This is a genomic window from Binatus sp. (SeqCode) (assembly GCF_050013435.1).
Lineage (GTDB): Bacteria > Desulfobacterota > Binatia > Binatales > Binataceae > Binatus.
In genome coordinates this window covers 1-22,213 of record NZ_JBEKFG010000013.1, presented here as the reverse complement: position 1 = coordinate 22,213, position 22,213 = coordinate 1, and the positions used below count along the sequence as shown (strand labels likewise).

Below are 22,213 nucleotides of genomic sequence, written 5' to 3'. Positions count from 1 at the left end.
GACGATAGTTTTACAAGTGGCTACTGCACTGGCTATTGCGGGATGCTCGGCGGCGGGCCATCCGATGACGACGCTCGCGCCGAAGTCGGATCTGGCGCAGTGGATTCAAGCTCTCTTCATCGACGTGACGGTGTGGGACGCGATCATTTTGGCGATCGTGGTCATCGCGTTTATCCTGGCGGTGTTCGTCTTCTCGTCGCGGGTAGGCGAAGCGGCGCCAGCGTCGACCGCGTCGTCCGATCTGGGTCTGGAAATTGCCTGGACGCTTGGACCCACGCTGGTGTTGGTGATGATCTCGGTGCCGACGATACGGACGATCTTTCGCTCGCAGCCGGCGGTCGCACCCGCGGGAGCCCTGGAGATCAAAGTAGTAGCGCATCAATGGTGGTGGGAGTTCGATTACCCCGACGGTGCCAAGACCAGCAACGAACCGCATATTCCCGTCGACCGGCCGATTCGCCTGTCACTGGAGTCGGCCGACATCATACATAGCTTCTGGGTCCCGCAACTCGGCGGCAAACGTGACGTGGTGCCCGGCCAAATCAATGAGCTGACATTCATGGCGACGGTGCCGGGAATGTATCCGGGGCAATGCGCGGAGTTTTGCGGCCTGTCGCACGCGAACATGCGCTTTCGAGTGTTCGTCGATTCGCCCGATGATTTCGCCAAGTGGGATAGGGCGCAGCTGGCCGGGCCGGCCGCAATCCCGGCGAGCGATCTGTTGGCGTCAGACGGCGCAAAGGTTTTCGCCAACAGTCCGTGCACGACCTGCCACATGATCCAGGGCATCTCGAAGGGCTATATCGGACCTGACCTGACGCATTTCGCCAGCCGCACGACGCTGGCCGCCGGGGTGCTGAAGAACACCCCGGAAAACGTCGCGAAGTGGATCGTGAATCCACAGGAAACCAAGCCGGGCGCCAACATGCCGGCGCTGCTGCTGCCGGGGCCGAAAATGAACGCCCTGGTCGCGTATCTCGAGGGTCTGAAATAGGGAGCATCGAATGGCTGCCCAGCCGAAACCATTGCCAGCGCATCAGCCGAGCTACCTTGAAGGTGGCGGGATACTCGGATGGCTGACGACGATCGATCACAAGCGTGTCGCCGTGATGTACCTCGTCAGCGCGCTGTTTTTCCTGGCGCTCGGCGGATTCGAAGCGATGGCGATTCGCGTACAGCTGTGGCGTCCCGACAATCACGCGCTGTCGGCGGCTATCTACAACGCGTTTTTCACGATGCACGGGACGACGATGGTCTTCCTGGTGGTGATGCCGCTGCTGCTCGGATTTTTCGGTAACTTCCTGATCCCGCTGCAGATCGGCGCCCGCGACGTCGCGTTTCCGCGGCTCAATGCACTGAGCTTCTGGCTGGCGCTGGTCGCGGGAATCCTGCTCCATCTCGGCTGGATTCGCGGCGGACTTCCCGATGCGGGATGGTTCGGTTACGCGAACCTGACCGAGCGGTACTTCACGCCAGGCCTCGCGATCGATTGGTGGGTGATCGGACTGCTCGTGTCAGGCACTTCGACGGTGCTCACCGGCCTGAACTTCCTGACCACGATCGTCGCGATGCGCGCGCCGGGCATGACGTATATGCGCATGCCGATGTTCATGTGGTCGCTGATGGTGACGTCGATCCTGATTCTGATCGCGTTTCCGGCGCTCACCATCGGACTGATCTTTCTGCTCTTCGATCGTTTCTTCGGCACGCATTTCTACATCGCGTCGGCCGGCGCTACCCCGATTCTGTGGCAGCACCTGTTCTGGCTGTTCGGTCATCCGGAAGTGTACATCATGGCGCTGCCGGCCTTCGGGATCATCTCGGAAGTCATCCCGACGTTCTCGCGCAAGCCGCTGTTCGGCTACCCGATGATGGCGTATTCGATCTGCCTGATCGCATTCCTGTCGTACGGCGTGTGGGGACATCATATGTTCGCGACGGGGATGGGCCCGGTGGCGGACTCGGCGTTTGCGGTCACCTCGATGCTGATCGCAATTCCCACCGGGGTGAAGATTTTCAGCTGGATCGCGACTATCTGGGGCGGCTCGTTGCGCATGACGACCGCATTCTATTTCGCGCTTGGGATGCTGCTTGAGTTCACGCTCGGCGGACTCAGCGGCATCATGCACGCATCGGCGCCGATCGATCTTCAGCAGACGGACTCGTACTTCGTCGTCGCGCACTTTCACTACGTGCTGTTCGGCGGCGTGATGTTCACGATCATGGCGGCATTCTATTACTGGTGGCCGAAGATCACCGGCCGCATGCTCGGTGAGCGGCTTGGCAAGTGGCACTTTTGGGTGACCGTCATCGGATTCAACCTCACGTTTTTCCCGATGCATTTTCTCGGGATGTGGGGAATGCCGCGGCGCACTTACACCTACGGCGCTGACATGGGCTGGACGAATCTCAACCAGCTCGAAACGATCGGCGCATTCATTCTCGGCGTCGGGTTCCTGCTTTTCTACGTCAACATTTTCAAAAGTCTCTCCAGCCGCGGAGAGCGCGCTCCCGCTGATCCATGGGACGGACGCAGCCTCGAATGGTCCACGGCGTCGCCGCCGCCCGCGTACAATTTCGCGACGATCCCGCAAATCCGCGGCCGCGACGCGTGGTGGATTCTGAAATACGGGCGCGCCGGTTCGCGCGGCGTCGCAGCCTACATGGCGGGCCAGGCGCCTGCGCAACCGCAGCCCGGTCAGCCGGTATCCGTCGAGGACATCCACATGCCGGCGCCTTCGATCTTCCCGCTGGTGTTGAGTCTTGGCGTGGGAGTGATCGGTCTCGGTCTCATCATCGACTGGTATCGCATCATCCTCATCGGCGCGGCGGTCGCGGTCCTGTCGATTGTCGGGATGGGATTCGAGTACGCGGACTTTGGCGAACAGTCGCACGATCCGGAGCACGCGCCGTCGTCGGGCGGAGTCGACGTGCGCAAAATCGGCCTGTGGTCGTTCATCGGCTCGGAATGCGTGTTCTTCGCCAGCTTGATATCGACGTTCATCGTTTACAAATCGCGCAGCCTGGGCGGACCCGGCCCGAAAATCTTCAATATCCCGCTGACCTCGTTCAGCACTTTCATTTTGCTGATGAGTTCGTTGCTGATGGTGCTGGCGCTGGCGGCCACGCAACGCGGCGACAAGCGATGGGAGCGAATCTGGCTCGCCGGCGTAGTCACCTTCGGGCTGATCTTTCTTGGCGGCCAGGTTTACGAGTTCACCAGCTTCTACAACGAGGGCATGGGACTCACCACCAACCTGTTCTCGCAATCGTTCTTCGTGCTGGTCGGATTTCACGGCGCGCACGTTGCGATCGGAGTGCTGTGGCTGTCGGTGCTGTGGGTGGCTGCCATGACGGGCAAGCTCGGCAAGTCGCGCGCGCTGTCGGTCGAGCTCGCGGGACTCTACTGGCATTTCGTCGACGTAGTGTGGATCATAATCTTCACCCTCGTATATTTGATGCAGGCGGTGCCTGGAGCATGAGCGACATCGCAGACGCCCACGACGGGCAGACTCGTCATCCCGGCGCGGCGACCTATCTGATCATCGCCGCGTTCCTCGGCGTATTGACGGCGATGGAGGTCACGGTCTTTTACGTGCATGCGCTCCATCCCGTGCTGGTGCCGTTGTTGATCGTACTGGCCGGCGCCAAGTTCGCGCTGGTCGCGATGTTCTACATGCATTTGAAGTACGATCAATGGCTGCTGACCGGCGTCTTCATCTTCCCGTTGATAATCGCGACGCTGTTGCTGGTCTCGCTGATTTTGCTGTTCGCATATCTGTCCAATCACATGGCGCCGATCGGGTAGCCGCCGCGCGCGCGTCTTTGACGATGGACATCTTCGGAGAACATCCGAGCATACCGATAGGCATCGCGATCCTGATCGCGATTTACCTCGGCGCGTGCCGCGTGGCCGGCCGCAAGCCGACGCGGCGTCAGGCGATGTGGTTCGCGATCGCGATGGGCGCGATTTTATTCACCCACACCGAGCTCGATGAACTCGCCGACGCGCGGCTGTTTTCGATGCACATGCTGCAACATCTGATGCAGACTTTCGTGATTCCGCCGCTGCTCCTGATGGGGACGCCGGGCTGGATGCTGGCGCCGTGGATTCTCAGAGCGCCGATCAAACCCATCGCGCGCGTGCTCACCAATCCGGTGATCGCGTTCCTGATTTTTTCGGCGGTCTTCGTCACCGCGCACTTTCCGCCGGTCTTCGATCTGATGTGTCGCGACGAGAATTTTCACATTTTCCTGCACCTGCTCTTCATGGCGGCCGGCATCCTGATGTGGTGGCCAATTCTGAGCCCCGTCCCCGAGCTGCCGCGGCTCTCGTACCCCGCGCAGATCCTTTATCTGTTCCTGCTGATGATCCCGATGACCGCGGTGGCCGCGCCGATCACGCTGGCAACGAGCGTGATTTATCCGTGGTACACCGAGGGCGCGCATGGATGGGGCCTCAAGCCGATCGACGACCAGGTGCTGGGCGGGCTGATCATGTGGGTCGGGCAGGGCACCTACCTGATGATCGTTTTCACATTCATCTTCTATAAGTGGTCGCAGCGCGAGGACCGCGACGTTTCGGTTCCGCCCGCGACGACGGCTCCGGAGCTTCGCGTGCTGCGTTCGCGGCGCGTCGCCGGCTCGTAGAGCCGCGGCTACGAAGGAACGGTTGCGGTTTGCGGCCGAACCGGTATTCGCTACACTGCGTTCGATGGTGCCAGTGTGAGAGAAGGGGTTGCGGTTTGCGGCCGAACCGGTATTCGCTACACTAGGAACGTGGCGAGCCAAGCGGGCTTGAAGTTGCGGTTTGCGGCCGAACCGGTATTCGCTACACTCGTGAGGCGGCGGGCAAGCCGGAGGGCGGAGTTGCGGTTTGCGGCCGAACCGGTATTCGCTACACTTCGACCGGCGCAAGGGCTTGGAAAGTCTTACTTTCCGAGCCCTTGCGCTTTAAAAAAACTCTAGCTGGGCGGGCGAAGGCACCGCCGCCTTGCGTTTTTTCCCGACGAAGGTAACGATTTTTTCGAACTGCTTGTCGGTGATTGTCATGAACCGGACCTCGCCCTCCGCCGGCACCCGCGCCCCCAACCTGGTCATGTGCACGGTCGAATTCTCCGGGCTGGCGCAATGGCGCTGGTAAACCGAGTACTGCATCATCGTAAAGCCGTCGTTGAGCAGTTCCTTTCGAAAGCGCGTGTAGGCCCGGCGCTGGTGAGCGGTCATCACCGGCAGATCAAAGAGCGCGATTACCCACACGGTTCGCCATCCCAGCGGCTCAAATCTCGGCTGGGCCACTTGTGGATCCTCCGTCGTCCGCTTCCGCGTCCTCGGCAATGGCCGAGGGCAGGCCTTCAGGGAAGAGCAACTGCGCGCGTTGCTCGGCGAAGGAGCGGGCAAGGGAGGCGGCTGTGGTGTGGAGCGCGAGCAGAATCGGGGTCCGGCGGCCGCCTATCAGCACGCTATGGTTGAACAAGCCAAGCAGATGCGCCTTTTCCTCGCGCCCGAGCATTCGCGGTGCAACGCTTTCACGCGCCAGTTCGACCACCTTCCAATCGACCAGCGGCCGGTAGGGCTCCATCAGGTCGTCGGCAAGGCAGAAGGCGTTGTAGCGGTTGCGATGGTGGATGCCCAGTGTGGGCAGCAGCCCCGCCGCGCACAGTGCCCGCGCCATCGCCGCCCGCATCGCCATATAGCCGTAGTTAAGCAGGTTGTTGGGCGGATCGCCTTCGCGGTCGCGGCGGAAGCTCCGTCCCAGCAGGCGGGGCCAATAACGTCGTGCGCCCTGTGCCTCAAGGTTTTCCGGATCGCCCGAGCGCACCTTGGCCGCCATCGCGCCGATCCCCGCGTCGCTTCCAGAGGCCGCTTCAAGAACCCCGGCCTGGTTGGCTAGCTTCGCAGCCACGCTCTGGCGCCAGAGCTGTTTCTTAAGCGGTGCCCCGGCGGCGATCTGGGCGCTGAAGCGCTCGGTCTGCACCGTGTTGGCGGCGATCGGCATGAGCATCGAGTCGGGCAGATGCGTCCCGCCGCAAATCACGACCGCCGCGCCCATCTCCGCCAGGATGGTGAAGACCGAATGGGTGTAGGTGACGGCCTGATGGTCCACCAGCAGCAGCCCGATGTCTTCGGCGGGGACGGTGGCCGTCTCCTGGCCCTCGCGATCGATAACCAGTTGGCGGTTTCGGATCGAGAGCCGGGTGGGGCCGCTTGAGATTTCGATTGTGCGCTTAATCATTGGCCGGAAACACACGCCCAATCGGATCGACAACCACCTTGCGCGCGCCTTCCCTGAAGAGCTTGGCGGTGGTCGGTGAATACTTATCCACCTCACGGGCGGCGTTGTGCGGCTGGATCGTTGTTTGTTTTCCGTTGGGCCAAAGTGCCTTTATCACCCAATAGCTTTTCTTGTCGTCGGTTTGGCGCTCGATCATATCCCCGATGCACAGCGACCTGACCTCGGTTGCACCCGGTTCAGGAGCGCGGTTCACGATCGGTTCCCGCCTCGCGACTCGCATCGCGGCGTCGAACATCGCGACAACCTGGTACTTGAGCTTGCCGGCAGCGTCCCTGTAGATGACCATGTGGTGATTCGAATTAGTGGGGACGAACGCGGAACGATCCGGGCCGATCGCTCTCATCAGCGCAGGCTGTATCCGCTGCCGGACTGCCTTTCCGTCCTTGCGCTGCGAGTACAACCGGTAGGCAATTTTTCCGCTAACCACATCCTCGCCCGTGTCGCCCCACGGCAAATCGTCGTGGAGCGCACCAGAAACTTTGCGCTGGGCGCGATGGGAAACGATGATTTCCTCCGCGGCACGTTCCGCGTCGGCGTGTATCGCCTTCCACGGCTCCGCGAACCGTTTTTTCAAATGTTCGGTTTGTTCCTTCGACCTGTTCTCGTCCGTCAGCCAACGGCCGGCGGCGTAGAATTCGCTCGCGCGCTTGACGAAGGCGGGGCTGGTAAGGGCCACTACCAGCGCGTCGATCGCGTGGTGGCGGTGGTCGTCGCGGTTTTTCTCGGGCGAATCGGATAAAATTTCGTTCAGGCCCCACAGGTGGCGAAGCGTCCAAGTGGCGCGGCCATTTGCCGGCTCGACTTTAACTCCGAGAGCGGATAAGTATTCGCGCGCCTCTCTCGATGCGTAGGCGTTATCGACAAGCTGGCGGTTGGTGAAGTCCTCCGAGCCGGCCGCGGGATAGTCCAGCGTTTTGATCCGCGCGGATTTGCCGCGGGTGAAGGGGCGGGCGTTTTTCTGGGTGTATTTCTCGATATCGTCGAGAAATTTCAGTATCTCCACCCACTTGTCCGGGGCTTTTCCCCATGCCTCGTAAGGTGTCCGCTTGTCCTTCTCCTTGTTGGCATCGCGATCGCATACGACCTTGTTCCCGAACGAATTGTCGAATGAACGGGAGCGCGGCAAAATGTGATCGACCTCGAACAGGCCGGTCCTGAACAGTCCATCCCACGAAATCGACTTGCCGGTGTATGGGCATCGCCATCCCTGTTGCTCGGCGAGCAGCCACTTTTCCAGGTTAAGCCCGTTTGGCGGGAGATTATGCTCAGCGAGGGCCGCCTTGGCCTTTTCGCGCTCGGCCTCGTTGCCCCTTTGTTCGTAGATCAGCTTGATCCGTTTCTCGCGCGGCATTTTGAGATCGCGCCCAAGTTCCACCCGGATCAAGTCCGGGCGGCCATACACGCGGAGCAGGTTGTTGGCGACGTTCCTCAGCTCATTCAGGGTGCGCATCACGGTTGGATTGCGGATCTCGCGCGGCGGCGGGAGCCGCTCCGCCGGAGCGCCGGCGGGCGGTGGCTGCGGATAGGCTTTTGCCTTGGCTTCGTCGTAGCGCAGGCCCTGTTCGAGATACGGCAGCATATTGAGAATCGCGCGCTTGGAGTGCATCGCGTGTCCGTCGGGAAGGCTGAGTTCTGAAAGCGCCTTTGCCTGCTCGGCGGCGATGCTCCAGTCGCGCTCGGCCTCTTTGGCGAACTTTTCGCGCTGAGCGGCGATCTCTTTCCAGTCGCGGATTTCGGCGCGCTTGTTGCCGACAAGGCGATACTCGACCTGCCACAGCCGCCGGGCGATTTCGTCGCGGATTTTGTCGCGCGCCGGGAGATCCTTCCAGGCATCGCCAAATACGCCGGCGAGTTTCTGTTCGGTGGCATTGCCGAGCATGTCCTTCTTTCCGCCGATTTCGAAGTTAAAGAGTTCATTTTGCAGCCCCAGGACCTTTACCTTTCTGAGACTCGCGAACGAAACCTTGCCCTTGCATTCGGCGCGGCTGAGGATCGTGCCGCGCTGATCGCTGGTGAGCCGACGATCCCCGGAAAAGCGGATGCTGTTAAGCATTTGCAGCATAACGGCGCGCTGTGCGTGCCAGTCAGCCTTGAGGCAGCGATCCTCGCTGGGCTCCAGATCGCATTTGCCGACCGTCTTCATCCGGAAGAAGGTGGGACGCTGGAAAAAGATGATTTGATCGAGCCGCTTTTTGATTTCAGCATTCAAAAGCGCAGGATGGAACTTGCTCTGCGTATCCCAGATGCGGGCGAATTCGTCCTCGACCATTTTGCGGTGGAAATGGTGGCCGCGCTTTGGATTGGGCGCCTTAAAATCTTGTTGCATGTATTCGCCGAGCGAACGGGCGCCCATTTTTTCTTTGTGCGATTTTATTTCCTGCTCGATTCCTTTTTCTTCCCTTTCCTGTTTCTTATCGCCCGCCTTGGAAGAATCGAACTTCCGGCTTCCTGCGAACGCGCGATGCTTGGACAGGTGGAAGAGCGCGCGGCCAATTTCATAAGGCTCAAGTTTCTCGTGCACGCCCTTCGCGCGGAGTTCATAGGGATCGCGTCCCTTCTCGCTGCTCAGGAAGAAATCACCGCGCGTTTGGTGTGGCCGCGGCTCGCGCTCCGACTCGGGCAAAAGTCCGGCATCGACAAGCGTGGCGCGTAGCGCCCGCTTGCGCCATCGCCGTCGCCTGAATTGGCGGCGGGCAAGGCGGGCGTTGCGTCGCTCCCAATTGCGAGGTTCCTTGGTTTTTTCCGTGACGCCTTCGGGAAAGACCCGCACGCCGATTTTCAGGATTTTTCCTTCGCCCTTCGGTTCGTCGTGCTCGATCACGGCGAAGCCGACCGAAGCAGTTCCAAGGTCGAATCCCCATATGCGTTTCATTGTGTGTTTCCCCCAAGGGCGCGGACGCGCCTTGAAATAAGCACTGCTCCGGCGTATGAACAAGCGCTGTAGCGAGTACCGGTTCGGTCGCAATCCGTAATAAAACTTAAGCGTCCGAGCGGTGAAGGCTGGGCGACCTTAAGGACGCATCCGCCCAATTTAGACCTCCGCAACGCGGAGGTCTTGTTTTTTCAAAGATGCGTCGGATGAGTACCGGGCCTGCGCTTGGGAATCGCGGCTATGAAGGCGCAGCTACGAGGGAAGGATGCGCAAATCCGTTCGCGCCGCGGCCGGCATCGCCGCCCGGTAGGCGAAGCTGAGCGTCCAAAGCGTCACCGCCGAGTACACGATTCCGCCGGCCGCGATGCATACCGAGCCTGCCACCGCGAGATCGACTGACCCGGCCAGCAGCCCGCCGGCAACCATCGCGACCCCGAGGTTGTACGCGATGAATACCAACGGCCGCGTCCGCCGAATCGATAGTTCCGCGATCGTAACCGCCGGCCATCCAAGCCCGGTCCGCGCACGTGCAACGAATCCCGGAAAGAGCTGATACGACATTCCGATGATGAAATTCGAAATCCATCCGAGCAGACCCATCACGCCGTAAGCCGACGCGATGCGGCTGCCGTATTCGCCGTCGGCGCCGGTGACAGTGAGCGTGAGACCCATCGCGATCGCAATCACCAGCCACGAGACTCCGCAGATCGCATGACGCGACGTCCAATCCAGCGGCATCCGCCGCGTGAGCACCAGCCTTCCGATGGTGAAGATGTACGCGAGCAGCGACGCCGCGATCACGCTGCTCCATAGAGTCACCCCGGCGACCCCGCTCAGCAGGGTCACTCCGAGTCCGATGATTCCGATCGTCAGCGCGTAGAGTTGCCAGATCGCGGCCGCGGGGAGTTCGATCTTCGGCAGCAAAAACGCGGGCAGCATCCGGTAGGACACCGCGCAGATGGTCAGCGTTACCCATCCGAGCGCGGCGAAATGTACGTGACTGGAAAGATTCGTCAGCACGCTGCCGGGAAGGAAATCGTAAGTCTTGTCGAGGCCGAGCGTGAGTCCGATTGCGGCCGCGAGCACCAGGAAGCACACGCCCATGAACATTCCCGTTTCCGCAACGCCGCGTCCGACCTGCGCCCACAGACACGGGATGATCTCAGCGGCGAACATCGCAACGCTTATCACCACCGCGATCGCCGCGAGCCACAGTCCAAGCCAGATTCCGATCTCGAAATGCGCGATCATCCCCGAAACGCCGATCACGTAGATCGCGAGTTGCACCAACGCCATGCGCGGGTATGGAACCGGATGGTGCGTGAGCGCCGGAACGTAGCGATACATCACGCCCATCATTGCCGCCGTGATCCACCCGAGCGTGAACGTATGCACCAGCGCCAGCGGCGTCATTTGATAGAAAAACCCGGCCACGTCCGTGATTACCAATGGCATCGCGGCAACGCCAACCGCGAAGAACGCCACCGCGACCGCAAAAAAATGGATCGGTGTGCGGCCGATCCGGAGCAGGTCGGGATGATTCAGATACGCGTGATGATCAGCCTCCCGCGCGGCTTTGGGAGCCGATGCCGGCGCCGCGTGCGAGGCTTCAGCTCGCTCGGTTGTTTCAAGTCTGTCGGCCATGGCGCGAAAACCGTTTCATATTATCCTGCCGCCGGCCGCCGGGCTAAGTCCGCGACGAGCGGAAAAAATCCCCGAAACGGGTTCGCGATGCTTGCTGCTTGCGGAGCTTGACGTTAATAATGCTAATAGAGACCTTGTGCATTGCTAATGGGCGAGTTCATCCCGGCGTGAATCGCCCGCGCGCGTGACGGAGGAAGATGGCACATTCGAGGGCGCGGATCATCATCGATGGGGCGGTCGCGGGAATCATCGGCGCGATTGTTGTTGCCGTCTGGTTTCTAATCTTCGACGTAATTCGTGGCCACGCGCTTGAAACGCCGGCTTTGCTCGCGGCGACGCTTCTGCACGGCTCGCATGCTCACGACCTTCATCACGGGCTGAAGCTGCTGGCGCTGGAATACTCGCTGCTCCACTTCGGCGCATTCATCGCGTTCGGCATCACTGGAGGATTGCTGCTCGAAGCCTGCGAGGCCGAGTCGTCGCTGGTTTTTTCGCTGGCGATTTTTTTCGTCGCATTCGAAGTTTTCTTCATCGCGGTGGTTCTGTTCCTCGGCCCCAATGTCGCGGCGGAGCTGACCTGGTGGGGCATCATCGTCGGCAATCTGCTCGCCACGGCCGCGATGCTTTCATATTTCCTGTGGCGCCATCCTGCGCTTGCGCGCCATCTGCTCGGTGGCTGGATCGCGGTCGCGCGCGAAGGCCTGATGGCCGGACTGGTGGGCGCGATCGTCGTCGCCATCTGGTTCATGGGCTACGACCTCGCCTCGGGCAATTTGTTTCACACCCCGGCGATTCTCGGCGCGATGGTATTTGGCAACGCGAACGTGACCGACGGCATTCAGGTGACGTTGCCGCTGGTGCTCGGCTACTCGATTCTGCATTTCTTCGCGTTCATCATGTTCGGAATGGCGCTGGCGACGTTGCTTGCGTCGTCGGAATCGGAACCGTTCATGGTGCTCGCTGCGCTGCTACTGCTCGCGGTCTTCGAGGTTTTCTTTGTCGGATTTGTTTCGTTGATCGATCAGTCGGCGCTCGAAGTCCTCGGATGGTGGAAGATCGTCGCGGGAAATATCCTCGCGCTGATCGCGATGGCGATGTACTTCATCCGCGGCCATCGTGGACTTGGCGTCAAGCTGGTCGAGCGGTGGGCGATGCTCGATCACGAGGGCGCCGAGATGGGCGATCTGCCGCCCGCGCCGCCCACCCGCGCGCCCGGCGGTCATCCGACACATCTTTAAGGGTCCGGCTAAATTCCGAGCACGTCGCGCATCGTGTAGAGCCCCGGCTTGCGATCTATCAGCCAGCCGGCCGCACGAATCGCGCCGCGCGCGAGCGAGTCGCGGCTCTGCGCGCGATGAATCAGCTCGAGGCGCTCGCCATCCCCGCCGAAAATCACCGTGTGATCGCCGATCGCATCGCCCGCGCGTATCGCGAGCACCGCGATCTTGCCGGCGGGCCGCACCCCGGTGTTTCCTTCGCGGCCGAACACCGCGTTGGTAGCGAAATCCACGCCGCGCGCCGATGCGATCGCCTTGCCCAGCGATAGCGCAGTGCCGCTGGGCGCGTCGATTTTGGTGCGATGATGAATCTCGATAATTTCCGCGTCGAAGTCGGGCAGGATCGCGGCGACTTCGGCGACGATCTTGGCGAGCACGTTGACCCCGATACTCATGTTGGGTGCGATCACGGTGCGCGTCTTGCCCGCCAGTTCGCGCGCGCGCTTTTCCATTTCGGGGGTGAAGCCGGTCGAGCCGATTACGATCGCGGCGCCGGCTTTCGACGCGGCTTCGAGATGCTCCATCGAGGCGGCGGCCGTCGTGAAGTCCAGCGTGACGGTATCGGGCCGCACCAGCGACGCGTAGTCGTCGGTGATTTTCACGCCGAGCGCGCCGACGCCCGCCAGCTCGCCCGCGTCGGATCCGATCGCGCGGTTGCCGCGCGCTTCGATCGCGCCGGCGATTTTGTGCGCCGGATCGCGCGACGCCAGCGCGATCAGCAGCCGGCCCATCCGGCCCGCTGCTCCAGCCACGATTAGATTAGCCATAGCAGTTCACTTTGCCCGCGTGACGCGGGCGGGGAGGCGCAAGCCGCCGTCGCGGCGTCAGGATGCCGCAGCCGCGGCGGGCGCCGCTTCGGCCGCAGGCGCAGCCGCTGCTTCTGCCGGCTTGCCGTGCTTGGCCTTGAAGTGTTCGTCGCACAGGCTGCTGGTGCCGTGGCGATGCTTGCGGCATTTCTCGAAGGTGCAGGTTTTGTAGCGCGCCTTGGGCATCTCACCGGCTTTCCAGAGCCGAAAATGCTGCCGGCAGTAGCCCCTGCCGACCGCCTCACGCGCGCAATCTTTCGCTTTGCATTTTCCTTTGTTCGCCATGAATCCCTTCTTGGAGGCCGCTTTCCCGACGCAGGCGCGGAAATTCGCGGCTGAGCAATTCATCTACAATAGTGTTTGCCGCCCCCGCTTCATAGAGGCCGTGAATTGGCGGGCGCGTGCGTCAGTTTGAAACTGCGAAATAATTAGCTCTCGTCGTCTGGCATTCTGCCAATAGTTGGCAGTCTTTCCAGCCAGGCGAGATGTACGAGCCAACCGGGCCATCGAATCATTGTTGAGCCGAGCACGACGGTGAATAGCCCATAACTCAGGGTCGGAACCGCGAGTGCTAGCCCCCAGCCGGGAATGTTAATGGGTGGCAATGCCCATTGTACGAAAACGAGCCAAAACGTCCGCAGCCCCTCAAGGAAAACGATGATACCCACCGCGCGAACAAGAACGCTGAACAGCTGTTTTTCGTTCATCTTGTTTACCCTCCCTTGGCGATTCTCCACCTTCTCAATGGCATCCCATTCATCCACGATCCCGACCATATCCTCGACCGACCATACCCGATCTGCGACGCCGACGCTTCATAGAGGCCGCGCTTCGCCGGCACTGCCCGTGGCGACGGCAGCGCAGTATTAAGCCTTTGGCAGAGGCCGCCCGTGTCATTCAGAGCGGAGTCTGCGAAGCGAAGAATCCCGGATCCGGGTTCCTTCGCTGCGCTCAGGATGACACAAAAAAGTTCTAACCGGCCGTCAGGCCGCATCTTTTCTATTCACCGGGTGCAGGGCTCACCCCCGCAGCCCCTGGCCGTTGGCACGACGGGCCAATGTGAATCGGAAAATATGCGCGACGCATCTTTCCCTCTCGACCCTGAGAGCGAAAGACCGTCCGCGGGATTTCGCGATGGACACTGGGTGCAGGGGTCAGCCCCTGCCGCCCGCCGCGCAGGCGATTCTTCCTTCGTTCTGGGTGTCCTAGTTCAGCCTGACCCCGTCGGATTTGGCGTGCTATGTGTACGCTATGGTCAACCGCCAGGATGTCCCGTACTCGCCCGCCTCGCCCGAAATCCGGCGACCCCGGCTCGCAGCTGAAATTATTTTTGACGGAACAAAGCTAGCCCTAGCGCAGAGCCGTCCCAAAACCACTACAGGTGGTAGAATTTGCTGTTTCCAGCTCTGATCGATGAGTCAGAATCGCGCCGACGGCAGTGGCCGCGCGCGACAACGGCGGGCGGCCTGAACACTGGGTGCAGGGGTCACCCCTGCCGCACGCATCGAAGCGCGATCACACGACCGAGCGGATCACCCGGTAGAGCGGCTCGAGCTCGCGATACGCGTCGAGTACTTCCGCGCGATCGACCTTCAGCGCGTCGCGCACCGGCCATCCGAAGCCGACGTCGATGCCGCCGGTTTTCTTCGCGAGCGCATCCCCGAGTCCGTCGAAGAAGTCCGCGCCGGCCGCGCTCGAGTCCGGCAATGTCCTGCCGTCCCACTTCTGGTACTGCTGGATCCTGGCGCCGCGAAATGCTTTCCCCAGCTCAGCCGACTTCGACTTGACGAGCCGCGCCATCTCGGGGCGCTTGTCGGCCTCGGATTTCACGATCGCGCGCGCGTGGATGCCCGCGCCGGAGATGCATAGTGCCAGATATGCGTAGCGCTTGTATCCCCTCGCCGACGGTCCGAATGCCACCCACGTCTCATCGGGAGGATTCACCGTGCGCCGCATATGCTTGGCGACGTGCGGAAAAAACTCCACGTGCAGTTTCCGCGACAGTTCCGGCGCCAGTTCGATCCCCAGCCGGACCAGCCGGGGCCTGATGTGCTCGTAGATCTTCGTCATGCGAGCGCTGAAACCCTCGATCGCGAACACCTCAAAATCGCGGCGCAAAAACCCCAGCGTCGCCATCAGCGCGGCCTCACTTTGCGGCCCGCCCGCGCTCGAGTCCCTTGTGCCCCGCGATGCTCTGCTCCCAGCTGCGTCCGTCGAAATGGTCGCACTCGAGCCGGCTCAAGTTCACACCCTCGAGGCATCGCACATTGACGTCGATGCCGTCGGGATCGGAGCGCGGAATATAGAACGATGCGACGCCGCAATTCGGGCAGAAGAGATGCTTGGCGACTTTCGTGTTGAAGGTGTAAGCCGCGATGTTATCGGGCGGCGTGATCAGCCGGAACGCGGCCCGCTCAACGATCCAATGGAGGTAGCCCTTCTTCGTGCAGATCGAGCAGTTGCACTCCGAGACGCGCTCGAGCTTGCCCTTCACTTCGAAGCGGATGCGACCGCAATGGCATCCGCCGCGGTAGGTTCGTTCGTTTGGTTTTTTGCTCATGAACGCTCCTTGGATTCCAGAAAAACAGGCACCGCCAGTGGCATGGCATGCAAATCGCTTCTGCTATAATACCCAACGGGGATTGAAACCAGATACGACCAGAGTCGTATTAACCTAGCGGGCGGAGGCCCATGAAGATGAAGCGAGGAATGACGATATTATCGGCAGCGGTACTGACCTTTGCGATGGCGGGTCCCGTGATGGCGCAGCCCATGATGGGCGGAGGCGGAGCAGCGAACGCGGACTACGCGTTCTTTGATTCGCATCCTAACGTTGCGCGGGCTCTCGAGAAAGATCCGACACTGATCGACAATCAGGCGTGGGTGGACCAGCATCCGGCCCTCCACGAGTATCTGAAAACCCATCCGTACATACGCAAGGAATTCAAAGATCACCCGTACAACTTCATGCATCGCGCGGAAAAGATCCAAAAACATCACAACTAGAAATGTCGCGAGCAGTTGATCTTCCCGTATCGCAGGAGGCCGGCCTTCCGGTCTCCTGCTTTTTTTGAGTGATGGGTTCGCGGTCTGCGGACGCCACGGCTATCCCGGTGACGATCGCGTGACGCGCGTGTTAGAATGCTTCGATGGCCGCGAGATCCGAGTCACTCTCCAGTCCGGACTTCGACGCTACGCTGGCGCGCGATGGAATTCGCGCGCTCAGCCGTAAATCGCCCGCGACCATCCAGGTGAATGTCGGCAAGCTGTGCAACCAGGCGTGCCATCACTGTCACGTCGATGCGGGCCCGCGGCGTACCGAACAGATGACGCGGGCGACGGCGGCGCGAGTGATCGAAGTGCTCGCGGCGAGTCCGCGCGTCGCAACCCTGGACATCACCGGCGGCGCGCCGGAGCTGAACCCGAACTTCGCGATGATTGTGGAACGGGCGCGTGCGCTTGGCCGCAAGGTGATCGTGCGATGCAATCTGACGGTGACGCAGGAACCCGGGATGGAATGGCTGGTGGATTTCTACCGGCGGTCGGCTGTCGAGCTGGTTTGCTCGCTCCCATGCTACACGGCGGAGAACACCGATCGTCAGCGCGGCGCGGGAGTCTTTGACAAGAGCATCGCGGCGTTGAATCAACTCAATGCGGTCGGATTCGGGAGCGGCGAGCTGCGGCTGGATCTCGTGTACAACCCGGTGGGAGCGTCGCTGCCGCCGCCGCAGGCCGGGCTTGAAGCGCAATACCGGGACGAACTCGCGCGCAATTTCGGAATCGTTTTCGATTCCCTGCTGACCATCACCAACATGCCGATCGCCCGCTTCGCCAACCAGTTGAGAACTGCCGGGATTCACTCAGCGTACATGAGCTTGCTGGTGAATCACTTCAACCCCGCGACCGTGGATGGGCTGATGTGCCGCAGCCTCGTGAGCGTCGGATGGGACGGGCGGCTCTACGACTGCGATTTCAATCAGATGCTGGAAATTCCGCTCGCTGACGGTGCGGCATCGACGATCTGGGACCTCAACGATAACGATGTCGGCAAACTTGCAGGCGCGCGCATCGCGACCGGGTCGCATTGCTTCGGATGCACGGCGGGCGCGGGATCGAGCTGCGGCGGCGCGATCGCATGAGGCGGCGGGCGTCAGTGCGATTCTTTTCAACGCGATGAATGCGGAACCCGCCGTGGGTTCCGCACCTCCTTGGGCAGGGGTGACCCCTGCACCCAGTGAAAAGTGAAAAGTGAAGATGCGGGACTTCGTCCCTGTTAGAAGGGTAAGGGGGAAGACGCGTGTATGGCTGACGGCGCATCGCGATTTGCGCATCGGCGGGCGGCGAGATTGCAGTCCCGCAGACTCATCGCGGCTGACGACGCGGCTGGCCCTGGCAAACGTGGTCGATGAGGCCGTCGGTTCGCGAGCGGCAGTGTATGGATCCGCTCCTGCGATTGGAACCTTGGTAAACCGTTGGCTGGAGGTTACTTGGTGGTGATTTAGATGGCGTTTTATGTCGAGGATCGATCGCGCCATGATAAAAGGAGGGATTGAAATGGCGGTGACGTATAAAGACTTCCAACGACGCATCGCGAAAGGCTCGATAACTTCAAGCGCTCTCAGAAATCAGGGCGCAAAGGGGATAATAAAGAAGACCCGCGAATTTCTCGCTGAAATGGAAATAGAGCGATTCGCGGAGGCACCAGGCGAGAGTGGTTTTCAAACAGAGTTGAATCGCCAGACCGAATTACTCATACAGAAGACCGGAAGCTGGGGAGCAGCACGAAAAGCGCTCAACATCTTTTTGTGCGAGGCATTCTTCAATCGCGTTTTGCATAGTCATTACCGATTAGAACGTATTGGTCCATTTCTTGAGGTCGCCTTGGACGGTCTAGTTGCCGAACAGCTACGGCAAGACGCGAAGAAATCTGGTCACTCGCTGCCACGGTTTGACGGCGTAAAATATCTATGCCCTGACGCGAGTCGGCAATATCAGGAATTCGCACTCAGGTACGCGCAGGATTCTGGTCTCGATCTTCGAGTTCATTTGGAGATTCTGTACTGGCGAGAATCTGTTTAGCCGATGCAAGGAGCGATGACATGGCGTCACAGACCGCACTTTTAGGAGCCGCAGGCGAGCATTTTGTGATGTCGGAACTCCTTCGCCGCGAGTATGTAGCTGCTCTAGCCCCGGCGGGCGTACCGACTGCCGACATCGTTGTGACAGATGTTGAAGGACAACGGCTTTGCTCGATTCAGGTAAAGACCCGTCGAGACATCGGATCAGATGGCGGGTGGCACATGAAGTCAAAGCATGAAGGCTTCAGAGGAACGCGCCTTTTCTATTGCTTCGTGGACTTCGGCAAATCGACTGAAGATCGCCCGAAGGTTTTCGTGATGCCCAGCACAATCGTCGCGGAAGCTTTGCAGCGGTCACACCAAAAGTGGTTGGCTACGCTAGGAGCCAAGGGCCAGAAACACAAGGACACTGTGATGCGCCGGCTTCTTCCTGACTACACGCGAGTCTTTGGAAAAAGTGGAACGAATCCTTACCCATTAGGCTGGATGGAAAAGTTTCGAGATGCTTGGCACCTTCTGGGCCTTCAAACAGCCAAGTCAGAAGCGCGGTAAGGCGAACCATCTGCAAGTCGCAGGTTCACATAATCAGAGCACTGCCGGCGTTCGACGACATTGGCAAACCGTCCGCTGGCCGGAGCTTGGTGACGATCCCGATTGCGTGGTATGTGGAGGGTCGCGCCGGTGAAGCCGGTTAACGCTTCTCGCCCACAGGCTGAGGGTGCAAGCTGATGAAGATCAAAACGAGCATTAACCTGGTCGTGGCGTCGGCGGTTTTCTGGATCGCGCTGATCGGTGCGGCTTGCGCCGCGGACAACCCCGTTCCCGGATGGGATCCGAATGCATTCCGCGACCAGAGCACGCTCCAGATAATGACGATCGGGCCCGAGGAGGGCGAGCACTGGTCGAATCTGTGGCTGGTCGTTATCGACGGGCAACTATACGTCCGGCTGGGCGATCGAGCGTTCGGGAGAGTTCAGAAAAACACGGCGAATCCCTACGTGAAGGTGAAGGTTGGCGACCAGGAGTTCGACAAGGTCCGATTGGAGCCGACGCCTGATATGGCGGACAAGGTCGCAGCCGCGATGGCCGACAAGTACTGGTTGGACATTCTGATTCGCCACGAGTCGCATCCGATGGCGGCGCGCCTGGTTGCGGAGCCGGCGCCCTCGCCGGCGAAATGAGCGGCGAGGTAAATTATGGGGTGGCAGATAAAGCGATGCCGCCCGTCTGACTTCGACGAGCGGCCGCCTTGTCCCCTTTTCGTGAAGGTCAGACTCCGGCCGACTTGTAGAGCGCGCAGCGCAGCTTGAAGAAGTGAGCCATCGAGGTGAGGTAGCGGACGCGCCACGCCGCCGCCATCTTGCCCGTGCTGAGATCGAGGCCATAACGCGGACCGATCAACTCGTAGGCGGACTTTATCCGGTTGAATAGATCGTCGGAGAAACCCGGCCTGAGTTGCGCAAGGCCACCAATCTTTTTGATCAATTCCGGGCTGTAGGCTGCGAGCGCGACCAGACTGTCGGCAAACAGTTCATCCTCTTCGAGCAGATGATTGGCGAACGCGCCTTCCATGAAGGCTGTGTGGGCTGCCCGCTCTCCGACCAACGAGCCGTAGATGTAGTGGCCGAGTTCATGGCCGAGTGTCGCGGCGACCGCGCCGGGATGATGCGCGGTGTTGACGAAGATCACGAACTTGCTTTTGGTGCCAAGCATCGCACGGCAGTAAAATCCGCGCAGCGCCAGTCCGGCGCCGGTGCGATATGGTTCTGCCCGCAGTTCGACTTCGCGCGGACCGAACAATTTGCCCAGGTAACCGAGCAATTGCGGGCTGCCAAGATCCGCCAGGCCGGCGTAAGCCGAGGTGTATCGCTTGATGTCGTTCTCGACTATTTTCGCCAACTCCTGGAGCAGAGGCTTGGATGGAAGCGCGGGCACGTCCGCGTAGTCGGCGGAGAGAACCTTTTTAAGATCAGAAAGCTGATTGAGGACCCGGGTCCCGATCGAGTCGAACGGAACGTTGATCTCGGCGAGCAGCCTGGAAACGAGATGGTCAACTTCACGAGTCTCCAGCGCCGCAGGTTCTCGCGACGGCATTCGTTCCGCCGTGGTTGACGATGAGATCAGGGCTGCACTCATAAAACGACCACGAAATCGAACTTCCAGCCTAACTGGCGTGACAGGAAGTTTATTCTTAAGGACCCGCGGTGCTTTTCAAAACTCATTTATATCGGGCCAAAAAGAGCAAATCGTGTGCCAGACTACCTATAGGTAGTGCAACCAGATCGCGTACTAATCATAGTGTGGAGGTGCACGGCTGCAACTTTGCAAGTGCGCTTTTGAGTCAATTACCTGACGCCGTGAGCAGTCAGATGTGTCCAAAAGGCCCAGCTGACCGCGATGGCGCCGACACGCGTCGGGTGCGATGCGTAGGCGGACTTCGACGGCGCCAGGGTCCAATCCGGCGCCAACGAGGTCAGCAGATTCTCTCGCATCGCTGCGCTCGAGCTTCGCAGCGCGATATCGCTATACCCGACGCTGTCGCGGGCTGTACTGTTTAACATTGTTTACAATAAGTCAAGCCCTCCATCATGAATCTAGAGCAGTCTTGATATTGGTTGGCATGCCCAGGCCCGTCTCGCCGCTGCGAAATACCGCAACGGTTGCGATCATCGGTACGGCTTGCCATTAGTGTCATTTTCAAAATGTCGAAAACCAAATTTGAAATTCTGCCCGGCACGCCTTATCCGCTTGGCGCGACCTGCGACGGTGCGGGTGTGAACTTTTCGATATTTTCCGAGTACGCGACTGGCGCGACGCTGTGCCTGTTTGGCGGCTCTGCGGTCGGTGGTAACGCCGAGATCGCGCGAATCCCGATGGTCGAGCGCACCGAACACATCTGGCACGTATATGTTCGCGGCGTTCGGGCCGGGCAGCGTTATGGCTATCGCGTCAGCGGTCCCTACGATCCCCCGGCGGGACATCGCTTCAACTCCGCCAAGCTGTTGCTCGATCCGTATGCGCGGATGCTCGATCGCACGCCTCAATGGCACGATTCGATGCTCGGCTATCGCGCGACCGCCGTGGACGCTGCGCCTCGTCTGGATCTGCGCAATAGCGCGCCCGCAATGCCCAAGTGCGTGGTGGTCGATTCGGCGCACGACTGGGATGGCGATCGCAAGCCCGCAATTGCGTGGGAGGATCTCATCATCTACGAGGCGCACGTGAAGGGGATGACCGCGCTGCATCCCGAAGTGCCGCACCGGATTCGAGGCAAATTTGCGGCGCTCGCGTCGCCGGCGGTTATCCGGCACCTGACCTCGCTCGGCGTGAACGCGGTTGAATTAATGCCGGTGCATCAGGCCGCCCCCGAACACCGGCTATTCAAAACCGGCCTGACTAACTATTGGGGATACAATTCGATTGGCTATTTCGCGCCGGACATCCGCTTCGCATCCGGCGGTGCGCCCGGCGGTTGCGTCACGGAATTCAAGGCGATGGTGAAGGCATTGCACCGCGCGGGAATCGAGGTGATCCTCGACGTCGTTTACAACCATTCCGGCGAGGGCAATGAGTGCGGACCGACGATTTGTTTTCGCGGAATCGACAACGCGACTTACTATCGGCTGCGCACCGACGGCAGCGGCCGATGCGAGGATTACACCGGCACCGGGAACTCACTGGACCTGACACATTCGCGGGTTCTGCAAATGGTCATGGACAGCCTGCGCTACTGGATACTCGAGATGCACGTGGACGGATTCCGTTTCGACCTTGCGACCACGCTTGCGCGCGGACCGCGCGGCGAATTCGCTGCCAGCAGCCCGTTTTTTGCGGCGATTGCGCAGGACCCGGTGATCTCGACCGCCAAGTTGATCGCGGAGCCGTGGGATGTCGGCGATGGCGGCTACCGGGTCGCCGGGTTTCCGGTCAACTGGAAGGAATGGAATGCCAGATACCGCGACAGCGTGCGCGATTTCTGGCGCGGCGCGGGCTATTCGATGGGCGAGTTTGCATCGCGCGTCACCGGCAGTTCGGATCTGTACCGCGCCGGCGGCCGCACGCCGCTCGCCAGCATCAACTTTGTCACCGCGCACGACGGCTTCACGCTCGCCGACCTCGTTTCGTACAACGAAAAGCACAACGAGGCGAACGGCGAGGATAGCCGCGACGGCGACAGTCAGAATCGGTCGTGGAATTGCGGCGTCGAAGGACCGAGCGAGGATCCCGCAATTCGTGCGCTT

At 60.6% G+C, this 22,213-nt stretch carries 21 protein-coding genes; 11 read left to right on the top strand and 10 right to left on the bottom strand.

All coding sequences use genetic code 11. The features are described from left to right. Positions 1–16: 16 nt before the first annotated feature. From coxB to ABSB13_RS04365, 4 genes are read left to right on the top strand one after another with little or no spacing between them, the layout of a single operon-like run. A complete protein-coding gene (gene coxB, locus ABSB13_RS04380) occupies positions 17–994 on the top strand; it encodes a cytochrome c oxidase subunit II (RefSeq protein WP_428105793.1) in 978 nt (325 codons plus the stop codon). Between the two features lie 10 nt (positions 995–1,004). Then, positions 1,005–3,482 carry a cytochrome c oxidase subunit I gene (gene ctaD, locus ABSB13_RS04375; RefSeq protein ID WP_428105792.1) on the top strand — a complete coding sequence of 826 codons (2,478 nt, stop codon included), beginning with the start codon at positions 1,005–1,007 and terminating at the stop codon, positions 3,480–3,482. Next, positions 3,479–3,808: a cytochrome C oxidase subunit IV family protein gene (locus ABSB13_RS04370; RefSeq protein ID WP_428105790.1), complete on the top strand. Its 330-nt coding sequence runs from the start codon at positions 3,479–3,481 to the stop codon at positions 3,806–3,808. The genes ctaD and ABSB13_RS04370 overlap by 4 nt, the downstream gene beginning before the upstream one ends. A 23-nt stretch (positions 3,809–3,831) precedes the next feature. Further along, on the top strand, positions 3,832–4,650 hold the full coding sequence (locus tag ABSB13_RS04365; protein WP_428105789.1) for a cytochrome c oxidase assembly protein: 819 nt from the start codon (positions 3,832–3,834) through the stop codon (positions 4,648–4,650). 303 nt (positions 4,651–4,953) lie between these two features. Here ABSB13_RS04365 and cas2 read toward each other — a convergent pair whose 3' ends face one another. The 4 genes from cas2 to ABSB13_RS04345 form a co-directional block, all read right to left on the bottom strand. Then, positions 4,954–5,298, bottom strand: a complete 345-nt coding sequence (cas2, locus tag ABSB13_RS04360) for a CRISPR-associated endonuclease Cas2 (RefSeq protein ID WP_428105788.1) — start codon at positions 5,296–5,298, stop codon at positions 4,954–4,956. After that, on the bottom strand, positions 5,279–6,268 hold the full coding sequence (gene cas1, locus ABSB13_RS04355) for a type II CRISPR-associated endonuclease Cas1 (RefSeq protein WP_428105786.1): 990 nt from the start codon (positions 6,266–6,268) through the stop codon (positions 5,279–5,281). Before cas1 ends, cas2 begins: the two co-directional genes overlap by 20 nt. Beyond that, entirely contained in the window at positions 6,228–9,167 is a 2,940-nt protein-coding gene (gene cas9 / locus ABSB13_RS04350) for a type II CRISPR RNA-guided endonuclease Cas9 (protein WP_428105785.1), read from the bottom strand. Before cas9 ends, cas1 begins: the two co-directional genes overlap by 41 nt. A 252-nt stretch (positions 9,168–9,419) precedes the next feature. After that, positions 9,420–10,811 carry a hypothetical protein gene (locus ABSB13_RS04345; protein WP_428105784.1) on the bottom strand — a complete coding sequence of 464 codons (1,392 nt, stop codon included), beginning with the start codon at positions 10,809–10,811 and terminating at the stop codon, positions 9,420–9,422. A 197-nt stretch (positions 10,812–11,008) separates the two neighbouring features. Between ABSB13_RS04345 and ABSB13_RS04340 the strand changes: the two genes are divergently transcribed. Continuing rightward, complete coding sequence (locus tag ABSB13_RS04340; protein ID WP_428105782.1) at positions 11,009–12,049, top strand: hypothetical protein; 1,041 nt, start codon at positions 11,009–11,011, stop codon at positions 12,047–12,049. Between the two features lie 8 nt (positions 12,050–12,057). Here the strand turns inward: ABSB13_RS04340 and dapB are convergent, their stop codons facing one another. The 5 genes from dapB to ABSB13_RS04315 all read right to left on the bottom strand — a co-directional run bounded on the left by dapB (position 12,058) and on the right by ABSB13_RS04315 (position 15,454). Continuing rightward, positions 12,058–12,855 carry a 4-hydroxy-tetrahydrodipicolinate reductase gene (dapB, locus tag ABSB13_RS04335; protein WP_428105781.1) on the bottom strand — a complete coding sequence of 266 codons (798 nt, stop codon included), beginning with the start codon at positions 12,853–12,855 and terminating at the stop codon, positions 12,058–12,060. Positions 12,856–12,912: 57 nt separating this feature from the next. Beyond that, entirely contained in the window at positions 12,913–13,179 is a 267-nt protein-coding gene (locus ABSB13_RS04330; RefSeq protein WP_428105780.1) for a hypothetical protein, read from the bottom strand. 143 nt (positions 13,180–13,322) lie between these two features. Then, positions 13,323–13,601 carry a hypothetical protein gene (locus tag ABSB13_RS04325; RefSeq protein WP_428105778.1) on the bottom strand — a complete coding sequence of 93 codons (279 nt, stop codon included), beginning with the start codon at positions 13,599–13,601 and terminating at the stop codon, positions 13,323–13,325. Between the two features lie 808 nt (positions 13,602–14,409). Beyond that, a complete protein-coding gene (locus ABSB13_RS04320; protein WP_428105776.1) occupies positions 14,410–15,030 on the bottom strand; it encodes a DUF1054 family protein in 621 nt (206 codons plus the stop codon). A gap of 10 nt (positions 15,031–15,040) precedes the next feature. After that, positions 15,041–15,454, bottom strand: a complete 414-nt coding sequence (locus tag ABSB13_RS04315) for a GFA family protein (protein ID WP_428105775.1) — start codon at positions 15,452–15,454, stop codon at positions 15,041–15,043. Between the two features lie 149 nt (positions 15,455–15,603). Here ABSB13_RS04315 and ABSB13_RS04310 point away from each other — a divergent pair, with 149 nt between their 5' ends. The 5 genes from ABSB13_RS04310 (at position 15,604) to ABSB13_RS04290 (ending at position 19,153) form a co-directional block, all read left to right on the top strand. Next, positions 15,604–15,900: a hypothetical protein gene (locus ABSB13_RS04310; RefSeq protein ID WP_428105773.1), complete on the top strand. Its 297-nt coding sequence runs from the start codon at positions 15,604–15,606 to the stop codon at positions 15,898–15,900. A gap of 143 nt (positions 15,901–16,043) precedes the next feature. Further along, positions 16,044–17,033 (top strand): arsenosugar biosynthesis radical SAM (seleno)protein ArsS, encoded by a 990-nt coding sequence (gene arsS / locus ABSB13_RS04305; protein WP_428105771.1) that lies wholly within the window; start codon positions 16,044–16,046, stop codon positions 17,031–17,033. 415 nt (positions 17,034–17,448) lie between these two features. After that, a complete protein-coding gene (locus ABSB13_RS04300; protein ID WP_428105769.1) occupies positions 17,449–17,973 on the top strand; it encodes a hypothetical protein in 525 nt (174 codons plus the stop codon). 20 nt (positions 17,974–17,993) lie between these two features. Beyond that, complete coding sequence (locus tag ABSB13_RS04295; RefSeq protein WP_428105768.1) at positions 17,994–18,524, top strand: hypothetical protein; 531 nt, start codon at positions 17,994–17,996, stop codon at positions 18,522–18,524. Positions 18,525–18,700: 176 nt separating this feature from the next. Continuing rightward, positions 18,701–19,153 carry a C2 domain-containing protein gene (locus ABSB13_RS04290; protein ID WP_428105766.1) on the top strand — a complete coding sequence of 151 codons (453 nt, stop codon included), beginning with the start codon at positions 18,701–18,703 and terminating at the stop codon, positions 19,151–19,153. Positions 19,154–19,241: 88 nt separating this feature from the next. On the opposite strand, the gene ABSB13_RS04285 is transcribed toward ABSB13_RS04290, so the two are convergent. Continuing rightward, positions 19,242–20,066 (bottom strand): ImmA/IrrE family metallo-endopeptidase, encoded by an 825-nt coding sequence (locus ABSB13_RS04285; RefSeq protein ID WP_428105765.1) that lies wholly within the window; start codon positions 20,064–20,066, stop codon positions 19,242–19,244. Between the two features lie 608 nt (positions 20,067–20,674). On the opposite strand from ABSB13_RS04285, the gene glgX reads away from it, so the two are divergent. Further along, positions 20,675–22,213, top strand: a 1,539-nt coding sequence (glgX, locus tag ABSB13_RS04280; RefSeq protein WP_428105764.1) for a glycogen debranching protein GlgX, incomplete at its 3' end; no start/stop codon positions are given.

Excerpts from the sequence above, each read along its gene's own strand:
- ctaD (WP_428105792.1), top strand. The coding sequence starts at position 1,005 with ATGGCTGCCCAGCCGAAACCATTGCCAGCGCATCAGCCGAGCTACCTT.
- ABSB13_RS04370 (WP_428105790.1), top strand. The coding sequence starts at position 3,479 with ATGAGCGACATCGCAGACGCCCACGACGGGCAGACTCGTCATCCCGGC.
- ABSB13_RS04365 (WP_428105789.1), top strand. The coding sequence starts at position 3,832 with ATGGACATCTTCGGAGAACATCCGAGCATACCGATAGGCATCGCGATC.
- cas9 (WP_428105785.1), bottom strand. The coding sequence starts at position 9,167 with ATGAAACGCATATGGGGATTCGACCTTGGAACTGCTTCGGTCGGCTTC.
- ABSB13_RS04345 (WP_428105784.1), bottom strand. The coding sequence starts at position 10,811 with ATGGCCGACAGACTTGAAACAACCGAGCGAGCTGAAGCCTCGCACGCG.
- ABSB13_RS04340 (WP_428105782.1), top strand. The coding sequence starts at position 11,009 with ATGGCACATTCGAGGGCGCGGATCATCATCGATGGGGCGGTCGCGGGA.
- dapB (WP_428105781.1), bottom strand. The coding sequence starts at position 12,855 with ATGGCTAATCTAATCGTGGCTGGAGCAGCGGGCCGGATGGGCCGGCTG.
- ABSB13_RS04330 (WP_428105780.1), bottom strand. The coding sequence starts at position 13,179 with ATGGCGAACAAAGGAAAATGCAAAGCGAAAGATTGCGCGCGTGAGGCG.
- ABSB13_RS04325 (WP_428105778.1), bottom strand. The coding sequence starts at position 13,601 with ATGAACGAAAAACAGCTGTTCAGCGTTCTTGTTCGCGCGGTGGGTATC.
- ABSB13_RS04320 (WP_428105776.1), bottom strand. The coding sequence starts at position 15,030 with ATGGCGACGCTGGGGTTTTTGCGCCGCGATTTTGAGGTGTTCGCGATC.
- ABSB13_RS04315 (WP_428105775.1), bottom strand. The coding sequence starts at position 15,454 with ATGAGCAAAAAACCAAACGAACGAACCTACCGCGGCGGATGCCATTGC.
- ABSB13_RS04310 (WP_428105773.1), top strand. The coding sequence starts at position 15,604 with ATGACGATATTATCGGCAGCGGTACTGACCTTTGCGATGGCGGGTCCC.
- arsS (WP_428105771.1), top strand. The coding sequence starts at position 16,044 with ATGGCCGCGAGATCCGAGTCACTCTCCAGTCCGGACTTCGACGCTACG.
- ABSB13_RS04300 (WP_428105769.1), top strand. The coding sequence starts at position 17,449 with ATGGCGGTGACGTATAAAGACTTCCAACGACGCATCGCGAAAGGCTCG.
- ABSB13_RS04295 (WP_428105768.1), top strand. The coding sequence starts at position 17,994 with ATGGCGTCACAGACCGCACTTTTAGGAGCCGCAGGCGAGCATTTTGTG.
- ABSB13_RS04290 (WP_428105766.1), top strand. The coding sequence starts at position 18,701 with ATGAAGATCAAAACGAGCATTAACCTGGTCGTGGCGTCGGCGGTTTTC.
- ABSB13_RS04285 (WP_428105765.1), bottom strand. The coding sequence starts at position 20,066 with ATGCCGTCGCGAGAACCTGCGGCGCTGGAGACTCGTGAAGTTGACCAT.